This is a genomic window from Psychrobacter phenylpyruvicus DSM 7000 = NBRC 102152 (assembly GCF_000685805.1).
Classification (GTDB): Bacteria; Pseudomonadota; Gammaproteobacteria; order Pseudomonadales; family Moraxellaceae; genus Psychrobacter; species Psychrobacter phenylpyruvicus.
In genome coordinates, this window is record NZ_JMKP01000039.1 from 1 (window position 1) to 20,674 (window position 20,674).

Annotated in this window: 13 protein-coding genes and 2 pseudogenes; 6 read left to right on the forward strand and 9 right to left on the reverse strand. The window is 42.0% G+C overall.

Translation table 11 applies throughout. The annotated features are described in order from the left end of the window. The 4 genes and pseudogenes from G561_RS0111705 to G561_RS0111720 all read right to left on the reverse strand — a co-directional run. Positions 1 to 214 (reverse strand): annotated as a pseudogene (locus G561_RS0111705) (IS3 family transposase); the annotation flags it as partial. A gap of 567 nt (positions 215 to 781) precedes the next feature. Beyond that, positions 782 to 2,869, reverse strand: a complete 2,088-nt coding sequence (locus G561_RS0111710; RefSeq protein ID WP_028859726.1) for a catalase — start codon at positions 2,867 to 2,869, stop codon at positions 782 to 784. A gap of 289 nt (positions 2,870 to 3,158) precedes the next feature. Next, positions 3,159 to 3,680, reverse strand: a complete 522-nt coding sequence (locus G561_RS0111715) for a DUF2726 domain-containing protein (RefSeq protein WP_037032375.1) — start codon at positions 3,678 to 3,680, stop codon at positions 3,159 to 3,161. Between the two features lie 281 nt (positions 3,681 to 3,961). After that, the gene (locus G561_RS0111720; RefSeq protein WP_028859728.1) at positions 3,962 to 5,275 is read right to left on the reverse strand and encodes an SPOR domain-containing protein; all 1,314 of its coding nucleotides are present in this window, start codon (positions 5,273 to 5,275) and stop codon (positions 3,962 to 3,964) included. 396 nt (positions 5,276 to 5,671) lie between these two features. On the opposite strand from G561_RS0111720, the gene G561_RS0111725 reads away from it, so the two are divergent. The 3 genes from G561_RS0111725 to G561_RS0111735 all read left to right on the forward strand — a co-directional run bounded on the left by G561_RS0111725 (position 5,672) and on the right by G561_RS0111735 (position 9,552). After that, a complete protein-coding gene (locus tag G561_RS0111725) occupies positions 5,672 to 6,511 on the forward strand; it encodes a thiazole synthase (protein ID WP_051584537.1) in 840 nt (279 codons plus the stop codon). Positions 6,512 to 6,738: 227 nt separating this feature from the next. Beyond that, a complete protein-coding gene (locus tag G561_RS0111730) occupies positions 6,739 to 8,127 on the forward strand; it encodes a WS/DGAT/MGAT family O-acyltransferase (protein ID WP_028859730.1) in 1,389 nt (462 codons plus the stop codon). Positions 8,128 to 8,169: 42 nt separating this feature from the next. Then, on the forward strand, positions 8,170 to 9,552 hold the full coding sequence (locus G561_RS0111735) for a WS/DGAT/MGAT family O-acyltransferase (protein ID WP_028859731.1): 1,383 nt from the start codon (positions 8,170 to 8,172) through the stop codon (positions 9,550 to 9,552). A 12-nt stretch (positions 9,553 to 9,564) separates the two neighbouring features. Here G561_RS0111735 and G561_RS0111740 read toward each other — a convergent pair whose 3' ends face one another. From G561_RS0111740 to G561_RS0111750, 3 genes are all read right to left on the reverse strand, one after another. Then, the gene (locus G561_RS0111740; protein WP_028859732.1) at positions 9,565 to 10,074 is read right to left on the reverse strand and encodes a hypothetical protein; all 510 of its coding nucleotides are present in this window, start codon (positions 10,072 to 10,074) and stop codon (positions 9,565 to 9,567) included. Positions 10,075 to 10,386: 312 nt separating this feature from the next. Next, positions 10,387 to 13,407, reverse strand: coding sequence for an insulinase family protein (locus G561_RS0111745; RefSeq protein WP_028859733.1), 3,021 nt, complete (start codon positions 13,405 to 13,407; stop codon positions 10,387 to 10,389). Between the two features lie 166 nt (positions 13,408 to 13,573). Beyond that, positions 13,574 to 14,251: a histidine phosphatase family protein gene (locus G561_RS0111750; protein WP_028859734.1), complete on the reverse strand. Its 678-nt coding sequence runs from the start codon at positions 14,249 to 14,251 to the stop codon at positions 13,574 to 13,576. Positions 14,252 to 15,007: 756 nt separating this feature from the next. Between G561_RS0111750 and G561_RS0111755 the strand changes: the two genes are divergently transcribed. Next, on the forward strand, positions 15,008 to 16,027 hold the full coding sequence (locus G561_RS0111755) for an adenosine kinase (protein WP_028859735.1): 1,020 nt from the start codon (positions 15,008 to 15,010) through the stop codon (positions 16,025 to 16,027). A 96-nt stretch (positions 16,028 to 16,123) separates the two neighbouring features. On the opposite strand, the gene G561_RS0111760 is transcribed toward G561_RS0111755, so the two are convergent. Both G561_RS0111760 and nfuA read right to left on the reverse strand, forming a co-directional pair. After that, positions 16,124 to 17,425, reverse strand: coding sequence for an O-acetylhomoserine aminocarboxypropyltransferase/cysteine synthase family protein (locus G561_RS0111760; RefSeq protein WP_028859736.1), 1,302 nt, complete (start codon positions 17,423 to 17,425; stop codon positions 16,124 to 16,126). Positions 17,426 to 17,728: 303 nt separating this feature from the next. Beyond that, complete coding sequence (gene nfuA, locus G561_RS0111765) at positions 17,729 to 18,379, reverse strand: Fe-S biogenesis protein NfuA (RefSeq protein ID WP_037032372.1); 651 nt, start codon at positions 18,377 to 18,379, stop codon at positions 17,729 to 17,731. A 381-nt stretch (positions 18,380 to 18,760) separates the two neighbouring features. Between nfuA and paeA the strand changes: the two genes are divergently transcribed. Together paeA and G561_RS0111775 are read left to right on the forward strand one after the other, a co-directional pair. Next, complete coding sequence (paeA, locus tag G561_RS0111770) at positions 18,761 to 20,068, forward strand: polyamine export protein PaeA (RefSeq protein ID WP_028859738.1); 1,308 nt, start codon at positions 18,761 to 18,763, stop codon at positions 20,066 to 20,068. A gap of 373 nt (positions 20,069 to 20,441) precedes the next feature. Next, positions 20,442 to 20,674, forward strand: a pseudogene (locus G561_RS0111775) (IS982 family transposase); the annotation flags it as partial.

Here is a 20,674-nt window from a genome sequence, read left to right on the forward strand (position 1 = left end):
CGATAATAGCTTGCTGGGCTTGTTCGTTGGCTTGCTGTTTGGTATTGAATGCCGTAGGGATAACTGCCAAAGCCTGCTTTTTCCAGTTGCTGATTTGGGTTGCATGAACCCCATATTCTGCGGTTAACTCGTTGAGGGTCTTGTGTTCTTTGATGGCTTCAACGGCGACTTTGCTTTTAAATTCAGCATTGTGACGCTTACGTACTTTCGTCATTAGATAGACCTCTTTTTCTAAAGGTTATTCTATCTTATTTGCTACAATTTTTTGGTCTAGTTTTCCGGGAGTATTATATATAGCTCCAGTTGTTTACAATGACTTTTTTTAAACTTATAAAATAATCAAGTTATAATAGCAGTTTTAACAAATTTCACTTAATTCTAATAAAAGACTCATTTATTCTATTTAAACCATGAATTGAAGTCTTTGATTATTCAAAATTGTAATCAAGGTTTTAATTATTACTCAATTTTTTTCTAACTTGTAAAGTTTTAATATGTGAGTATTATCAATATTTACATCCAAAAACCAAGATCCACAGTTATTATGCACCGTTCTGTATTCTAAACTTTTAATAATACAAAATTCTGATTAACTAAGCGTTTTAGACTTTAACGTAAAGGATATACTTGGTACAAAACAGAGGCACTCATGATAGACCTATACCAACTATCATAGTAAGACAAATAAATACTGACTTAAAATATTATCTAAACCAAAAAACCAGCCATATAAATATGACTGGTTTTTGAATTTAAAGACTAATATTAGCTATGAGATAAATTAAGCTAAATCACGAACCTTAGGCTCACGTTCCCATAGACGGGTCTTAGCATTTTCGATAAAGGTATCTAACTCATCTAGTGGCGTCACGAACTCATCTTTTTCTACAGGTAGTTTGCTTAAGATAAATTCATCAGTCGCACCACAATAAGCAATGGCTTTACAATGGTTGAATGCATCATTGAACCAGTCTAGCGTTGAGCTGTCTTTGGCCAATTTCTTAGCCACATCTGGCATGATGATACTCACTACTGCATCAAATAACGCAGATGGGGCGCCTGCCACTCGTTCATCAGCTTGGATAGTAGTGCCATCATCCAATTTGACTTCGATACTTGGGGCAACAATTTTCACACTACCGCCTTCCGCTTTAACCGCTTTCTCAAACTTCTCAATAGAAGCTTTCTTAGAACCTGCCCCTACTAAGATACCTACTTGACGACCTTTTAGAGTTTTAGGGGTAAGGCCGATAGTCTGAACCGCTGGAGACTCTGGCATATCAACGATAGGCGCGGCTGGTTTAGCAGCTTCAGGTAAGTCCATACCTAATGCATCGGCAACACGTTTCGCTAAGTCTTCATCAATATTTAATAGATGACTTAGGGTACGGGTACGCACATGGGCAGTTTCAACCTTGCCCAGTTCAAAAGCATAGGCAGTGGCAATATGCGCTTGCTCTGCTGGCGTTTGACTTCGGTAGAACATACGAGGCTGACTATAATGATCGGCGAAGCTTTCAGCACGGACGCGGCCTTTAACACCATCATCTAATTGCTCATTGAAAGACTTGAAGCCTTGCTTATAGTTAGCACGTGGCTTGTTAGGCTCTAAGCTTTGTGGCTCATACAAGGTACGACCTTTGGGCACATGCATTTGCATATGACCATCTTGCTGATTGTTCGCAAATGGACATTTTGGCGCATTAATTGGAATCTGCGCAAAGTTAGGACCACCCAAACGTTTAAGCTGAGTATCTAAATAGCTAAATAAGCGACCTTGTAATAACGGGTCATTACTAAAGTCGATACCTGGTGGTAAATGCGATGGACAGAAGGCCACCTGTTCAGTTTCCGCAAAGAAGTTATCTGGATAACGGTTCAATACCATTTTACCCACGATCTTCACAGGCACTAACTCTTCCGGAATCAGCTTAGTCGCGTCTAAATGGTCAAATGGGAATTCTGCTGCTTCTTCTTCAGTAAATAACTGAACCCCAAATTCCCACTCTGGGAAATCGCCCATTTGAATAGATTCAAATAAGTCACGACGGTTATAGTCAGGATCTGCGCCTGAAATCTTAACCGCTTCATCCCAAGTTAATGACTGAACGCCTAATTTTGGTTTCCAATGGAAACGAACGAAGGTGCTCTTACCTTCAGCATTAATTAAACGGTAAGAGTGAATACCAAAGCCTTCCATCATACGTAAGCTACGTGGAATAGCACGGTCACTCATCAACCAAATTAAGTTATGCATGGTTTCAGGGGTCAATGACACGAAATCCCAAAAAGTATCATGGGCTGAAGCTGCTTGTGGGAAACCGCGATCTGGCTCAGGCTTAACAGCATGAACAAAGTCTGGGAATTTCATAGCATCTTGGATAAAGAAGATAGGCATATTATTACCGACGATATCCCAGTTACCCTCTTCGGTATAAATCTTAACCGCAAAACCACGCACATCACGCGGGGTGTCTTTTGAACCTTTGTTGCCGGCTACAGTCGAGAAACGTGTGAATAAAGGCGTTTGCTTACCAGTCTCAGTCAAAATCTTAGCAGTAGTATACTGCTCCAATGATTCGGTAAGCTCAAAATAACCATGAGCACCAGTACCACGGGCGTGTACAATACGCTCTGGAATACGCTCATGGTCAAAATGAGTGATTTTTTCACGTAATACAAAGTCTTCTAATAGAGCTGGACCACGTGGACCCGCTTTTAAAGAGTTTTGGTTGTCGGAGATGACCACACCTTGTTGAGTAGTAAGATTTGGCACACTGTCATCGGCTTGATATTGTGGCTCACCACCATTTCCTGTGTGTGGACACATATTTTTGGCTGGGTCATTATGATCAATTTTATCTTTCATTATTATATCCTTGCTGGGTTGCTGGGTAAGTTATTTTTATCATTCAAGCCAGAGTAGTTATCAGTTAGCTCTGGCAAACTTAATAACTGGATAAGTTATTAATAAGGCCTAGCTATATCGAACCATCCTTTGCAAATTTAAAAACTTTGCAACTTATGAATCCATCTACTTGCTATATTACCTAAATCGATAAAAATGCCTGTTTAGATTTAGTTAGATATGTATACGCAGCGTTAATAAGTTAAGTAATCCCTATTAATATCAAGGATATGCACATTAAGAAATTGATTTAATTGTGAAAATATTTAGTAATTACCGCTTCAATATCGTGGCGTATTACCGACACACTAGGCATACGCTCAGCATGAAATCGTAAAATAGGAATACCCGCACTGGCCAATGCCTTATCTTTTTTATCATCTGCTTTTTGCCTCGCAGTACTGTCATGAGTCCAGTCATCAAGCTCAATAGCAAGCAAGGTAGTTTGCGCATCTCTATCTACCAAGACATAATCTACACTTTGACGACAAATCCGGTTGAACCAAAAGCTTTTGTCACTGCCTGCCTCTTCACTGGGTGTAATAATCCGTGAAAGCTGTACCTGACTAAAAATATAATATTCCGGCACCGCTTGTTGTAATTTGGCAAAAAACAATACCTCTGTGTCGGTCATTATCGGCATTGGCTCAAAAGGCCAAATCGCAAGCTCATCTCCTCTAACCGGCTTCTGTTTTTTATTGTCATGGCTACGCTGAGCAATAATACTCATCATAATAATGAGCGCGACCAACACCATGACCCCTAACATCATAAAGTCCACTAAATCTTACCGCCTTAACTCAATAACTACTTACCACATAAAGTAATAAAGAGCTTATCTATAACTCTTTATTACCGCTAAATTCAAAAAATACTTGGGCACCTCTATTCTAAATGCCTTTAAAAACATACCTTTATATTATTTTGTATTATCGCACTTCTCCTCCGAAGTAACCTATATTTTAAGGCAACTCATAAAAAAACACGACATCTAGTGTCGTGTTTGGTTGTAAAGCAGTTTTATTTGCTACATTAAATCAAGCTTGAAGCTTGCTAACGCCAATAAAGCACCCACGCATTATTCACATTAGTTTTTGGATCAGCATTGATTTTATCCTTTAATGCCAAAGCTGCTTCTTTGCCTTTTTCAGGACCGACAATGACCCGAACTCCTCTACTGGTATTACTGGTCGAGGCTGAATAACCGGCAGCACGCAGCTCTTTTACAATGGCATCGGCTTTTTGTTGGTTATCAGCAAGTGCCACCTGTACGCCAAAGGTACCTTTAGCCTCACCACTAGCTGCCTTACGACGTGCCTCTGCTAAACGCTGCTGTGCTTCACGCTTATTTTGTTCAGCGGCTTTTTTTTGTTCTGCCTCTCGTTGCAATCTTTGTACTTGCTTGCGTGAAGGAATAGTAATATCTTGTCCCACTCTCAATGAAGTGTTGGTGCTCATATTATTGGCTGCAGCCAAAGCCTCCACAGGCACATTATATTGACGCGCCAGCTTAATTAAACCGTCCCCTGCTTTGACCTGATACTTTTGCTGACTGGTAGGTGCGCTATTGCTAGTAGTCTCAGCTTTGGTTTGTTGCGGCTTAGACTGATTATTATTACTAGCATTATAGTCACGTACCAATCGATCTATCTGGCTTTGCGAGGGAATAGTAATCTCTTGTCCGACCTGTATGGTAGAGTTTTTTGACAATTTATTGGCCTGAGAAATAGCTTCCACAGGCACATTATATTGACGAGATAATTTAATTAACCCTTCACCACGTTGTACCGTATGCTTTTGGGTGCTGGAAGATGCCTTTGAAGAAACCACTTCAGCTCGTGGCTTCGGCTCAGACTTTGATGCTGTCGCCTGTGCTTGTTCATTACGAGCCTGCATCGGCTGTGTGCTAGTTATTGGGGTTACACCCTGCTCAACTGGTCTTGCAGTAACCACAGGGCGAGTAACGGGGGTCACTACCTTAGAAGTCTCTTCAGAATTTGGCATTTCATCAACAACAGGCTCAGCTGCGCCACTGCGATACTGCTCATTTTCAAGACGTGCTTTTTGCATCGCTAAGGCTTCTGCTTTTTCTTGCTCGGTCAAAAATTCACGTGTCTTCTGATCCAATTGAGCCATCTTCTTTTCACGCTCAAGACGTTTCTGCGCCAATAAGCGCTCTTCTGTCTCAATATCAGCCGTTAACGGCTCTTGATCCGTTTTTACTGCGGTACTGACTTGCTCAATCTTTATGGCATTATCAATGTCAGCCTCTTTTGGGGCATCCATTTGTTTCACCAAGGACAACAGCAATACGCCGCCTCCAATGAATACGCCTGTACCCAGTAGTAATTGTCGTGATGAACCCATATTCAACCCCTTGTATCTCTCATGCTTAAACAGTTTAATTACACTGGACTGTTAATAAGTAATATTTATTTATAGATTATAAAGGATTACTCAAGGGATGTCTGCTATCAAGTGCCCTAAAGCTAGTTAGTTAGTTTGGCAAACTAGCTACGGTTGCCTAGATGTCAATGGTTGGTCCTCGCTAACCACTTTTATCCATAAGCCAACCAATCCCACCAACTAACCAACTAACCAACATAAAGTAAACACCGTTAGTGAACTCTGCTATTGTATATTAAATTCAGTGCACAGCTGTTATTTGATATAATGTCACAACATCTCCCGAGGAGCGGTGACTGTGACCTATTAAACCTCTAGAATACCTACTCCTCTCACCTCAAGGTAACTGGAATGACTATGCAAGCTTCAAACAATACTCAAAACCCTTCTTTTATCACTCCTCTAAAAAACGATAGCTTTAATATTGGTAGCCGTACATTTTCGTCTAGACTGCTAGTCGGTACCGGTAAATACAAAGACTTACAACAAACCGGAGAAGCCATTGAAGCTTCTGGCGCAGAAATTATAACTGTGGCCATTCGTCGCACCAATATCGGTCAGCATAAAGATCAGCCTAATTTACTGGATGTTATTTCTCCTGAAAAATACACCATCTTGCCCAATACCGCCGGTTGTTTTGATGCAGATACCGCGATACGCACCTGCCAATTGGCTCGTGAGTTACTAGACGGACATAACCTAGTTAAGCTTGAGGTCCTAGGAGATGAGCAAACTTTATATCCAAACGTTACTGAGACGCTGGTAGCCGCGAAGAAATTAATCGATGATGGATTCGAGGTCATGGTTTACACATCTGATGACCCCATCGTTGCCAAAGAGCTTGCGAGCATGGGCTGTGTGGCAATTATGCCACTGGGTAGCCTTATCGGCTCTGGCTTAGGATTATTAAACCCACATAACTTAAGTATTATTATTGAGAATACTAAAGCCCTAAATATTCCAGTTCTAGTAGATGCAGGGGTCGGTACCGCTTCAGATGCTGCTATTGCTATGGAGCTTGGCTGTGATGGTGTATTAATGAACTCAGCCATTGCTTATGCAGAGGACCCAGTACTAATGGCTCATGCCATGAAGCACGCAATTTGGGCTGGACGTGCCTCTTACTTAGCAGGTCGTATGCCCAAGCGTAGAATGGCCCTGCCCAGTTCACCGCAAACAGGTTACTTTTTTCAGTAGTTTTAGGCATTATTAGCCAGTTTTCTAGCCTATTATTACCCTTCTTTCTTTTGATGTTTAGGACTCATCGAGTCCTAAATATCAAGTAATATGTCATAGCAATATTATCTATTTAACCCAAATAGGTTTTGCATTAATATGGATCTTACCTACTAAAATGATTATCAGTTCTTATTCAATGTTAAGCTTTTTACTCTTTTTACCATTTATCTAAGCAAAGGAATGCTATGCACTTATTATCAACACTAGATTTTATGTTTTTGCTGGTTGAAAAACGTAAACAGCCCATGCATGTTGGCGGCTTGTTCTTGTTTGAAACTCCTGAAGATGCCGATGAAGACTTCGTTCTGACGCTAGTTCAACAAATGCAAGCTTCCAAGACACCCCCAACATTCCCTTTTAACCAAGTACTTCATAATTTAGTCTATTGGACTAAGGATGAAGAGTTTGATGTTGAGCATCATTTTCAGCATATTGCGCTACCTAAGCCGGCACGAGTACGTGAGCTGCTGTCTTACATCTCAAAAGAGCATAGCCGCCTATTAGACCGCGCCCGTCCTTTATGGGAGTGTCATATTATTGAAGGCATTGAGCCGGAATCTCCAGGTCGTCCAAAACGTTTTGGTCTATATTTCAAGATTCATCACTCATTGGTGGATGGTATTGCGGCCATGCGTTTGGTACAAAAGTCTTTATCACATTCGCCAAACGAGACCCTGACCTTACCTTTATGGGCTTTGATGATGCGTCATCGTTATGAGATTGAAACGATTTTGCCTGATAAAGACCGCTCTGCTTTGGCTATCCTCAAAGATCAGTTAAAGACAGCCAAACCCGTCCTAAAAGAAATAGCCCAGACTCTAACTCAAAATAAAGACTCAAGCTTTGTCAAAACCACTCAGGCTCCAGCCAGCATTCTAAATCAGAGTATTTCTAGCTCCAGACGCTTTATTGCCGACTCTTATGAGCTTGAAAGATTCAGAAATGTCGCTCATAACTTAGGGGTCAGTATTAATGATGTGGTGCTTACCATTTGCTCCGGTGCTTTGCGCAACTACCTGCTTTCACTTAATGAGCTACCTGAAGAGCCTTTAATTGCTTGGGTGCCTTATTCTATGCGTAAAGATGAGAGTGCTTCGGGCAACCAATTTGCCTTTATTTTATGTAACCTTGGTACTCACTTAGAAAACCCGCTGAGCCGTTTAAAGCTAGTACACAGTAGTATGAATGATGGCAAACAGCGCTTTGGTCGTATGAAACAGCCTGAAGTCATTAACTATAGCTTATTGGCTTATAGCTGGGAGCTGATTAACGTATTAACCAGTGCTTATCCAAAAAAACAAGCTTTTAACCTTATTATTTCAAACGTACCTGGCTCTAAGAAAAAGCTTTACTGGAATGGTGCTGAGTTAAGAGCCTTATATCCGGCCTCTATTTTATTCAATGGTCAAGCCTTGAATATTACCTTGGCCAGTTACTTGGATAAAATTGAGTTTGGTATCGTAGCTTGTAGTAAGACCTTACCAAAAATTCAAAATCTATTGAAGTTATTAGAAAGTGAGTTGACCCATCTAGAAAATATTTGTCACGAAAGAAAATTAGGTATTCGTGAATAACTTTGGTCAAAAAGAATTTGAGCGTCAAAAGGTAGAGGTCATATGCGCGTAGTCTCGTTGGTAGAACAGCTGTTTTTTTTAATTGAAAAGCACAAACAGCCCATGCATGTAGGTGGGCTGTTTTTGTTTGACATTCCTGCCTCTGCAAAGCCTGACTTTGTCGCTAATTTAGTGCGTCAAATACGTAGCGGAGATACGCCGCCGACCTTTCCTTTTAACCAAGTGCTGTACAACTTAACCTTTTGGAAAACCACAGAACACTTCGATTTACACTATCATTTTCACCATACCGTTTTGTCTAAGCCCCATTCTTTTCAGGCGCTGCTTTCCTACGTGTCTGATGTCCATGCCAATATGTTGGATAAAAACTACCCGTTATGGGAGTGCCATATTATCGAAGGCATCGATGGCGTGCCTACTACTTCTGAGAATAAGCCTAACCCCAAGCGTTTTGCTTTATATTTTAAGATTCATCACTCTCTAGTAGATGGCATAGCAGCCATGCGTATTGTTGAAAAATCTTTGTCCTCCTCTGCTACTGAAGTTATGACGTTGCCCCCTTGGGCCCTACTAAACCGTGATAAACAAAACTTAAAAACTATAGCACCAAATAAACGAACTTTTCGTGGGATAGTAAAAGAACAGATTGGCACCATCAAGCCGGTATTTGGTGAGCTTAAGAATGAGCTCAAAGAACGCAATGAGCCTGGATTTGTGTCCACCATACAAGCTCCCACTAGCCCGTTAAATCAGCGTATCTCCAATAGCCGAGCTTTTTTTGCAACTACTTATGCTCTGTCTAGATTTCAACAAATAGCCGAAGTCTTACAAGTGAGCCTCAATGACGTGGCCTTAACTATTTGTTCCGGAGCCTTACGCAGCTATTTATTACAGCTCAAGCAGCTACCAGATGAGCCACTGATTGCTTTTGTCCCAGTGTCTTTACGTAAAGATGACAGTGCTTCAGGCAATCAAGCTTCCTTGGTGCTTTGTAACTTAGCCACAAATGTCGCCGACCCGATTGAGCGACTCAAGGCTATCCATGCCAGCATGGCAATGGGCAAAGATAAGTTTGGGCGGATGGAGCAAGCTGAGGTCATTAATTACAGTGCCATCAGTTATGCTTGGGAGGGGGTGAATCTATTGACTAACGCTTATCCAAAAAAACAAGCTTTTAATATCCTAATCTCTAATGTGCCAGGTCCCGAACAGCCTTTATATTGGAATGGAGCTGCATTGAGCGCTTTATATCCCGCTTCTGTGGTGTTCAATGGTCAAGCGTTAAATATTACCTTTACCAGTTATCTAGACAAGCTGCACTTTGGTATTGTTGGCTGTGATAAAACGCTGCCAAATCTTGAGTATTTACTCGAAAGCCTAGACCAACAGTTATTAGAACTTGAAAAAATCTGCAACCTTAGTTAACTCACAATCAAGCTAAGCCGATTTAGAAAGTCGAGACTGTAAGCTTTGTAGCAACCACAGCCCATAGGTAACGACCACATAGTTGATGGCAAACCCAATAGCGCCACTAATAACCAACATCGGAATCACCCCATTTTCTTTTAGCGCAGTAATAGTAAGCTCCGATGCAGATAAGTCATATAAAGAATAAATCATCAACATAGAGGTGACTATCAGGGTAAATACTGCGGTTAATAAGCCGATACGGTGGCACTCTATTTTTTCTAGACTACGCTGTTCGGTTCTCTTAAATAGAGCAATCAGTGCCATGTTTAATCCCAAAACCACTACAGCCGATAACACTATCCCTGGAGCCGCTACGCCCAGCTGAGCCAAGCTTGAGGGCAAAAAGACATAGAGTAAAGTATAGGCCAATGCAAAGCGTGATAAATAGCCATAGCTTTTGGTTTGCTCGGTCTTAGTCATCGCCACAGGATCAGGGGTATGGCGGTCCTGACTAGGCTTATGGTACTCATCTTGCATTGTTTTCTCTTATTATCAAAATAGAAATCTAGGTTGACCTGCTATCTAATCACAAATTGCTCTTTTTTGCTGCGGTTTATTTTTTACTTCAGTTTAGAGTGCTATTTGGCCTAAAGCTCGATAAATTATAAAGCTTAATAGCCTTCCAGCCTTTCTAGGCATAAAACTTGGGTCATCATAAAAAAAGGTGAGCTTTAAGCCCACCTCTTTTTACTCTGCTGCTATTGTCATTCAAGCCATGTTACTCAAGCAATGTCATTCAATCAATGTCACTCAAGCAATGCTACTCAACCAAGCCAATGCCTGCTTGAATTAGCTGGCAACTTTCGCCACTTTAAATCCAAGCTGCTGCACCACCTCTTCTTTATCATAAGGGGCCAGTACCGCTTTGCTACTTGGCTTATCTTTTAGGTAAGTGGTCGCCACACGCTGCAAGTCTTCTAAAGTAACAGCTAGAATGCTGGCGCGCATTTTTTGCTGCCAAGCTTCCCCGCGATTATGTAAGTCGGCGAAGCAAGATTTAACCGCTTCCCCTGCCGGCGAGCCTGGTTTGTCCATAGCTGAGACAATCCCTAGGATAGCCTCCTCCAATTGTTCCGGCTTCTGTGGCTCATTAAGTAGCCAGTTCACACTTTGCTCAAAATGCTCAAAGGTTTCAGCACAGTGCGGATCACGGTAGCTAAAGAATTTAAAGGCACAGGCATTGGCATCATAGCCGGCACCGCCGCCATAAGCCCCACCCTTTTCACGGATGGCACTGTGCAAATAACCGTTACGTAAGTAAGGCGCCAATACCATTAGTGCTGCTGTATCTGGATGATCTGCTGGCACCACCGGATAAGCTGCGGCATTATGATAAACGTTGGTGGCGACCAACCAAGCCATATCCTCCGCTAGACGCTCTGTCCGCGATACTTGTTGCGGCGCTATGCTGCCTCGCTCAAGCTGCAACTGAGTGTATTCATCAGGGATACTGTCTGCCAAAGCTTGGCTGTCTTGCTCTACCTTATTGGTATAACGTGACTGCTCCCAGCTTTGCTCAATTAATTGTTTGAAGTGTTCTGTTTGCTCCGGCTCGCACACAATCAGTGCTTGCTTAGGTAGGCTTGCCAAACGCTTGTGTAGTACTACCAGAGCGCTAGACAGCTCATCCCACTTAGAGTCATCTTCAGCGGCATTGCCTAAGAACTCCTTTAGGGCATTTAATGCAGGCAAACCACTACGTACATATTCAAGCTCTGCTTGACGACTCATACTACGGCTGGCCGTTTGCATCGCATACGCATGACCTGAGTTGGCCAAACGAGACTGCCAGCCGGCGCGTCTTTGTTGTAATAGCTCTTTAATACGGTCTTTTTCAGTGAAGATACTGTGCTCTAATACTTGCTTCACCAAATCAATGGCTTCCGGCTTACGGTTTAACGCACGAGTCGCCACCACAAAGTAACTGCTCAATAAGTCTGGATCTTGCGGCGAGGTGCGCTGACTAACACGCGCCGTTACCCCAGAAGAGTGTGCTGCTTGTAGCGCTTGAAACTCACGAGCCGACAAAGTGTCGGTTCCTAGATCAGACAGTAAACCTAAATAAATAGGCAATAACGGATGATTAATTAACTCATCTTGACCTGCTAGAGGCATAATCAATTGATAATAGTACAAACCATTGGTGCCGGCTTGATACTGATACAGGATACTGTCATCACCGGCAAGTTTGATGTCTACCTGCTTACCATGAGTAAAGCTAATCGAGTCAGGAACATCTTCTAGACCCACTTTTGGCAATAAGCTTAAGTCATCCTCTGCCGCTTGACGGGCGGTCAATTGCTCAGCTTGCTCTCTGATTTTTTGTTTATCGGCTTCTGTTAATGCAGCTTCAATAGCATCCAATCTTGCTTGTTCCGCTTCTGCCAATTTAGCAGACTTAGTGGCATCAGGTACTAAGGTCACACGCACTCGGTGCGGGTTATCAATCAAATGCTTCTGTAACAAGCTAGGTAGCCAGCTCGGATCTTTTACTTGTTCGCGTAGCCACTGTAAGTGCTCATCGACCTCCCAAATATCAATTGGGTTGCCATCATGAATGGCTGTACTAAAGCCCTCTAACATTAGGTTTAGGCCATAAGGAATACTATCACCGCCAATGTGACGCTGATCAATCTCTATCTGGTGCAAAATAGTCTCAATCGCTTCAGGGTCAATCTCATTATCGGCCACTTGCTGCAATAGCTCTAAGATACCTTGTTCAATAGCATCGGCATGCTCAGGCTCTGAGCCACGTACACCGGCATAGAACACCATCTCAAAATGACTGTCGTCTAAGCCCAGTAGTGGACTTGGACCGGTAGCTAAAGGATGACTGTCCAAATAAGCGCGCAGCGGAGAGCCGGCATGTTCAATCAAAACCCCTTCCAATAAACGCAGTGCCAAACGCTGTTTAGGATCAGTAATCTCTGGCAATAACCACGCCATAGCATGATGAGTCTGCGCTTTATCAATCTCATCGACCGTATAGGTCTCAGTAACCTGAATCGGTGCTTTTAGACGAACTTCAGGACGAGATTCGTGCTTTTTGCCTAGGCTAAATTGTGCCAAAGCATCTTCATGTAATTTAGCCTGGGTTTGCTGCACTGGAATGTTACCAAAGCTCATAATCACACTGTTTGAAGGATGATAATGACTTTTATGAAACTCTACCAATTCTGCATGGGTTAAGTCTGGAATATCCGCAGGATCCCCCCCAGAATTATAATGATAAGTGGTGGTTGGGAATAAGTGATGCGCCACACTGTGATACAGCTGGTCAATTTCCCCACTCATCGCCCCTTTCATCTCATTAAACACGATGCCTTTAAATTGTGGCTTATCATTGTCATCCAGCTCAATACGAATGCCCTCTTGAGCGAAATCTAATGGGTGTAAATTAGGGAAGAAAGACGCGTCTAAATATATCGACAACAGGTTAAAGTAGTCGTTCTTATTTTGGGTAGCAAAGGGATAAGCGGTCCAATCGGCAGCGGTCATGGCATTCATAAAGGTATTTAATGAGCGCTTGATCATCGAAAAGAAGGGATCGCGAACTGGATATTTGGCAGAGCCACAAAGCGCGGTATGCTCAAGAATATGCGCTTCACCTTTTGAGTCCATAGGCTGAGTGCGAAAACCCACTAAAAACGCATTCTCATCACTCGGATGCGCCAAGTGATAATGCATAGCTCCGGTTTGTTTGTGTTTACTAATAAGAACATCCAGCGACAACGCTTCAATTTTTTGGTGCTGAATTAATTCAAAGCTTGGGTGTAAGGTCAAATCTAGCGCTGCATTATCTTGTTTCATATTTTCGCTCGTATTATTTATCGTATTTTTATTAGCCATTGCTGTTATAAAGGTATGCCTATCTAAGAGGCACATTCAAAAATGCTGATATTAGTTAATGGAGGCGTTTGTAGTTTTTTAAAGCCATAGTAACAACTTTAATGACAATCAAGTCAGCTTTAATGGCTTAAGCTGATAAATCCGAGTTTTGGTCAGTACAGTGACGCACTTTAGTAATAGTTGGTGCATATTGCTCTTTTAACTCATCACTAGGTAGAGTTAGACAAAATACCTCCCCGTTTTGGGCACGTATGGATAACTCAAACTGACGAAATTTGGTTACGTGCTGTGTCTCATCCGCTGGCAAATCAAGTAGATACCATATCAACATACTGATCCAATACCCATGCGTAAACACCACATGATTGCCTGGCTCAAAAGTTGCAAACTGCTCTAGTACTTGGGGAATACGCTGATAAAACTGCTGGAAACTCTCTGCATCATCTGCGTTAGCGATGGCAGGATGGGCCGACTGCCAATAAGCCTCAGTCAATGCCATACGCTGCGCGAAAGTTATTCCTTCTAGGCGGCTAAAACCAATTAAATCAAACTCTTGTAAGCCTTCTATAACTTTTGGTGTCAGCTTTAGTTTGTTCACTAACGGCTGTGCAGTTTGCTGGGTGCGAATATAGCTCGAAACACAGATAGAGCGGATATCCTCGCCTAAGCTTTGTAGCAGCCAATCAGCGGCTTCTTCTGCCTGCTTATGCCCCAGCTCGGTCAACTCAATCTCAGCGTTAGGCTGTATCTCTCCTCCGGCATTGGCTGTACTTTGTCCATGTCGAACCAAATATATTTTTTTCATACCCTACCTTTAGTTAATCATGCCTTTAACTAACTGTGCCTTTAGTTAACTATGCCCTTAACTAACCGCACCTATAGTTAACCATGCCTTTAATCAACTGCGTATTTAATCAACTAATAAGCTATAGCGTTAATAAACCGTGCTCTTAATAAACTATGCCCTTAATAAAAAAAGCACCCATACAGCACCCATCCAGAAAATCACTGCGAATCATCACTTACAGCTTGACAACAGTACGCCCAGAGACAGGCTTAGTCTACTAGTGACGCCAGTTAATTCAAATTTATTTTTCCTAAATTTATATCCTGTTAAATATAAACCCCTGTTACAAAGGGTGTGGAACATCAGTATACTGATTGGTCAGTAATGACCATAAATAGTGGCCCATATTAGTTGGGCTTAAGTCGATAGTTTTTGGTGACTTGGCAAAGCCTTATAAAATCTAGGGGTCAATCAGTTACCCCCAAAGGCTGTGGATAACTCTGTGTATAACTCAAGACTTGACAACAAATAACACGCAATAGTTAAGGCTTAAGCTAAAATTGTCTATTTTTTATACAAAATATTTTCCTTTTAAAATCAATCGTTTACAATAATATTGTTTTTCGCGATAAATTTTTATAATTATTTTTTTGACTCCCTAGTCTTTGGCCGATGTTCCACGCTGTAATGCCGACCTCCACAATTAATCTAAATTACAGTATGATAGCCGCACTGAAATTAAACACACCACAATCACAAAAAGTTGGAAATATTATGTACGACGTTATGGCTGTAGGAAACGCTTTGGTAGATCATGAATATCTATTGAATGATCAACAACTTACTCAGACCAGTTTGGCCAAAGGCAGCATGACCTTAGCTAGCTTGGATGAGCAAACTCAGCTGCTAGCAGAATTCGAAGCTCAGCAATTACAGCCCTCAAAGCAAACTGGGGGCGGCTCTGCTGCCAATGCGATGTTTGCGTTTGCTAGCCTTGGCGGTAAGTCTTTTTATGGCTGCCGCGTGGGAGATGATAAAGCCGGCGAGTTTTACTTAGCAGACTTAAATCAGGCGGGAGTAGCCACCACCTCTGAAAAATCAGTTTCAGCAGGAGGGGTTACTGGCTCATGTGTGGTAGCGATTACCCCAGATGGCGAGCGTACCATGCAGACCTACTTAGGTACCTCTAGTGACATTAATGCAGACAACCTAGATTTTGACGCTTTAAGTCAAAGTAACTGGCTGTATTTTGAGGGTTATCTGGCAATGTCAGAAAGCCTACGCCCTGCCCTGCAACAGCTACGTCAACAAGCCAAAGATAATGACATCAAAATTGCCGTAAGTTTTGCTGATCCTGCCGTGATTAACTTTGCCAAAGAAGGCTTACTTGAAGTCTTAGGTGACGGGGTAAATACTATTTTCTGTAATGCTGAAGAGGCCATGCTATTTACCGAAACCAACAGCATAACCGAAGCGGCTCAAGCCTTAACTCAATACTGTCAACTGGCCGTGGTCACTAACAGTGCTGAAGATACTGTGATTTGTGAAAAAGATTCAAATACAGCAATCACCTTGACCCAAGTACCTACCCCTCAAGTAGATAAGGTTATTGATACCAATGGCGCTGGCGACAACTATTCTGGTGCATTCCTATTTGCCTTATCGCAAGGCCATAGCATAACTGAGTGTGGCAAGCTGGCAGGTAATGTGGCCAGTCAGGTAGTGCAGCAGTTTGGCCCTCGCTTGACAGTTGAGCAATATCAAGCCATTGCGAACCAGGTTCTGTCGGCTTAATTTGCCCAAGCTAAAATCCTTATGCATCAAGTAAGCAAAAAAAATCCCAAATCTAGGTTTGGGATTTTTTCTTTTTTTATCAGCTGTAATGTAATCTTAGGCTTTAGATAGTGCTTGCTCTAAGTCGGCTTTAATATCTTCGATATGCTCGATACCAATAGACAGACGAATCATATCTTCACTAACGCCAGCTTTTGCCAACTCTTCGTCATTAAGCTGACGGTGAGTGGTGGTAGCTGGGTGACTGGCCAAAGATTTGGCATCGCCAATGTTTACCAGACGGGTAATTAGATTTAAGGCATCAATAAATTTCGCACCCGCTTCACGGCCACCTTTTACCCCGAAGGTTAAGATAGCTGAAGGAGTACCTTTCATATACTTCTGCGCCAACTCATGATCAGGATGGTCTGACAAGCCAGCATACTTAACCCAAGCCACTTTATCATGACCTCTTAGATACTCAGCCACAGCTTGAGCGTTCTCTACATGACGCTCCATGCGTAGGCTTAGAGTCTGGATGCCCTGCAAGATACTAAAGGCGTTTAATGGGCTTAACGCAGCACCTGTATTACGTAAGGGAGCCACACGAGCACGGGCGATATAGGCTGCAGCACCCACATCTTTTACGAAGTTTACGCCATGATAGCTAACATCAGGCTGGTTTAATAAAGGGAAGCGCTCTGGATAATCACCCCAATTAAAGTTACCACTATCCACAATAGCACCACCAATAGAGGTACCAGTACCGCTCATGTATTTAGTTAATGAGTGCACCACGATGTCAGCACCAAATTCAAACGGACGACATAAAGCAGGCGTAGCCACTGTGTTATCAATAACTACCGGTACACCATACTTATGGGCCGCTTCGGCAATGGCTTCAATATCAATGATGTTGCCTAGCGGGTTACCTATACTCTCAGCAAAGACCATTTTGGTTCTGTCATCGACCAAGTCGTGGATAGCCGCAGGGTTCTTATGATCAAAGAAACGAACTTCAATACCTTGACGCGGTAGAGTGTGCGCAAAGAAGTTATAAGTACCGCCGTATAGCGTTGAAGCAGCGATAATGTTATCACCAGCTTCACAGATGGTTTGTACCGCATAAGTAATGGCCGCCATGCCTGAAGCTACTGCCAAGGCACCGATACCACCCTCTAATGCCGCCACACGCTCTTCTAATACAGCGTTAGTGGGGTTCATAATACGGGTATAAATGTTACCTGCTACCTTTAAATCAAACAGATCTGCCCCGTGCTGAGTATCATCAAAAGCATAAGAGCTGGTGTGATAAATAGGCACAGCAACAGCCTTAGTGGTAGGCTCTACACTATAGCCTGCATGAATGGCTAAAGTTTCTAAACGCTGATTGTCAGCTGCATTGTCGGCATTACTCATATCGCATCCTTAACGTACTAAATTAATAGTTTAAATAAAACCCTCAGGGTACTCTCTTCTAAAAAGTACTGCTTGCTAAAAAGCACTGTTGGTCAAAAAAGCACTAACTATTGGTTAAAAAGCACTGTTAGTAAAAAAACAAAAAGTACTAATTAATTAAAAAATACTATAAACCAAAAGCTAGCCTTAGGGCAAAATCACAAAGTCATAAAAAAGCTGGATTATCTAATGATAACCCAGCCACTGAATAAATATAATCACTAATTATTATTATACTTATTACTTACTCTCAATTAGGAGGGTTTATTTGTAATAAGCATTTGCTGTATGCGAGTGGTCCGTATCATCTACCACTTGAGTCAATTCAGGGATTTGTTGCTTTAATTGGACCTCAACCCCTTGACGTAAGGTCATGTCTACTGCAGAACAGCCCTGACAACCACCGCCAAATTTGAGTACCGCAGTTAGACCCACGCCTTCTTCTTCAATCAATTCTAATAACTGTACGTCACCGCCATGAGCCGCTAAGCTTGGGTTAATCTCAGATTGAAGAACATAGTTGATACGCTCCTCAACACTAGCATCGGCACCCACTTTAGGCACTTTAGAGTTAGGAGCACGGAAGGTTAACTGCCCCCCGAAGCGGTCTTTATTATAATCGATAACCGCATCTTCTAAATAAGGTACTGAAGAGGCCTCAATATAAGCAGTGAAGGCTTCAAATGGCATTTGCAAATCCGCTTCATCTTCTTCACCAGGCTGGTTATAAGCCATACAGCATTCCGCACGAGGCGTCCCTGGATGTTCAACAAAAATACGTACTCCAATGCCTGGGGTTTCTTGTTTTGCTAACAATTCGGCTAAATACTCTTGTGCCGAAGGAGTGATAGTAATGTTGCTTTTAATGTCTGATTGTTCAATGTCTATTGCAGAAACTGGAGCGTTATCAGTCATAAGATGACCTCTTTGATTGTAAATTATAGGATGGATAGTTTGATGGATTTAAAGCTGAATATGCCTGTTTAGTGCTTCTATTATGGTGGCGATTAAGAATTAATCAAGGAAAATGATAATTGGTTACATACAAAAACAGCTCAAAGCCCATGCCTAGTAACCCAAGTAACAATCTAACAAGGCTGAATGATGAATGTTTATAGACAAGCTAAATCTTGTAATATGACCTATAATACAATCTATCCAAAATAACGTACAATCTATCCAAAATAACGTACAATTTATTCAAAATAACAGCTTCTTATCGAGCTTTTTATGGCTACATTATTTATGGCATTTATTGCCTAGATTTTGAGTATATAAAGCTTAGAGTTAACTATCATGACCTTAATTACTGCGGTAATCTCTATTTTCATATTAATAGCGATCAGTGCTATTGTCTCAAGCTCTGAGCTTGCCCTAGCTTCAGCTCGAAAAATAAAACTACAAATTTTAGCCAAAGAGGGAGAAGTACGAGCCCTTGATGTGTTAGCTATGCAAGACAACCCTGGCAGCTTTATTACTGTGGTTCAAATACTACTGAACGCGGTTGCTATTTTAGCTGGTGTCATTGGTGAGTCTGCGATTAGTCCCTATCTAGAAGCCATTTTACAACACGAATCCTTATCTTTTTTGCAGTTGGTCATTGGCTACGAAGCCCTCGCTTCAGCGATTTCTTTTATCCTAGTCACCAGTGTCTTTGTGCTATTTGCCGACCTAATGCCCAAGCGCTTTGCCATGAGTTACGCGGAACCCATTGCTGTGCGATTAGTACGCCCAATGATGATGCTTATCTTTGTGTTTAAGCCGATTATTTGGGTATTTGATGGGGCGGCTGACCTGTTGTTTAAGCTACTTGGTGTATCGACGGTACGCCGTGACGACCTCACTTCAGAAGATATTTATGCGGTAATGGATGCGGGCGCCGAAGCCGGGGTATTAAAACACCAAGAGCATCACTTAATTGCCAATATCTTTGAGATGCAAGAGCGCACGGTCACCTCAGTGATGACCACCCGTGAGTACATCGTTTATTTCGACTCGAATGAAAGTCATGATGTGATTGTTGAAACCATGATTCGTGAACCGCATCATAAATTCTTAGTCTGCTTAGAAGATGACTTAGAGCAAACCATAGGTTATGTTGAGTCTCGTGCCTTTTTGGCGATGGTTTTACAACAAGAAAAAGTGCGTCTAACTGACCCCACTATTTTACGCACCGCCCTATTTATTCCCGACACCTTATCTTTGTTCGATGTGTTAGAAACCTTTAAAAGCACTGGCTCCGACTTTGCCATCATTGTTAATGAATACTCATTAGTGGTGGGAGTAATTACCTTAAAAGATGTGATGAGCATCGTGATGGGCGAGCTGGTCACAGTAGATGAACAGCCTATCGTCCAACGCACAGAGAACTCTTGGTTGGTCGATGGTATGACCCCTATCGAAGATGTTATTCGTACTTTAGGCATCATAAACTTGCCAAACTCAGAAAACTATGAAACCATAAGTGGGTTCATGATGTATTCTTTACGAAAAATTCCCAAAAAAACTGACTTCATTGAACACGCTGGTTTTAAGTTTGAAATTCTAGATACTGAGAACCTGAAGGTTAATCAGTTACTGGTCACTAAAACCACTGAAGAGTAACGGTCGTAAGTCCACTTCTATAGGCTACTTACCTGTTACTTGTAATACCAATAGGTTAGGCGCCGGCGCTGTCCTAAGTGCTACAGCCTAACCCTTATGCAACATCCTAATATCTGCCAGATATTTAATTATCCAATTGTATTGTTAAATACAAACTAAATCTTTTTAAACAGTTATCTCATACCCATAGTGCTTTGCCTATATGGCAAGGATTATTAATCCCTGCAACGCCTAGATCAAATGGATCTAAAGACACTGCTGGGGTCTGCATTTTTATAAATATTTACCCCACTCTCAACACTTTTAGGGGTTGAAAAAAAATGACACCTCACTATCCTTAAAGTTTTCGACCAAGAAGACCAAGGACAATGAGATGCCACTTGACGAATTTATCATTAATATCTATCTGATGGTAGAGCAATATTACAACTTAGTCGTTCAAAAACCGTTAAGAAGAGGCGGATTTGCGCCTAAACTTAGCGATACTGAAATTATATGTATGGAGCTAGTTGGTGAGTTTATGGGCATGGATCAAGACAAACAAATCTGGCAATATTTTAAAAACCACTGGCTGTCTTGGTTTCCAAACCTTGGCTCTTACCCTAA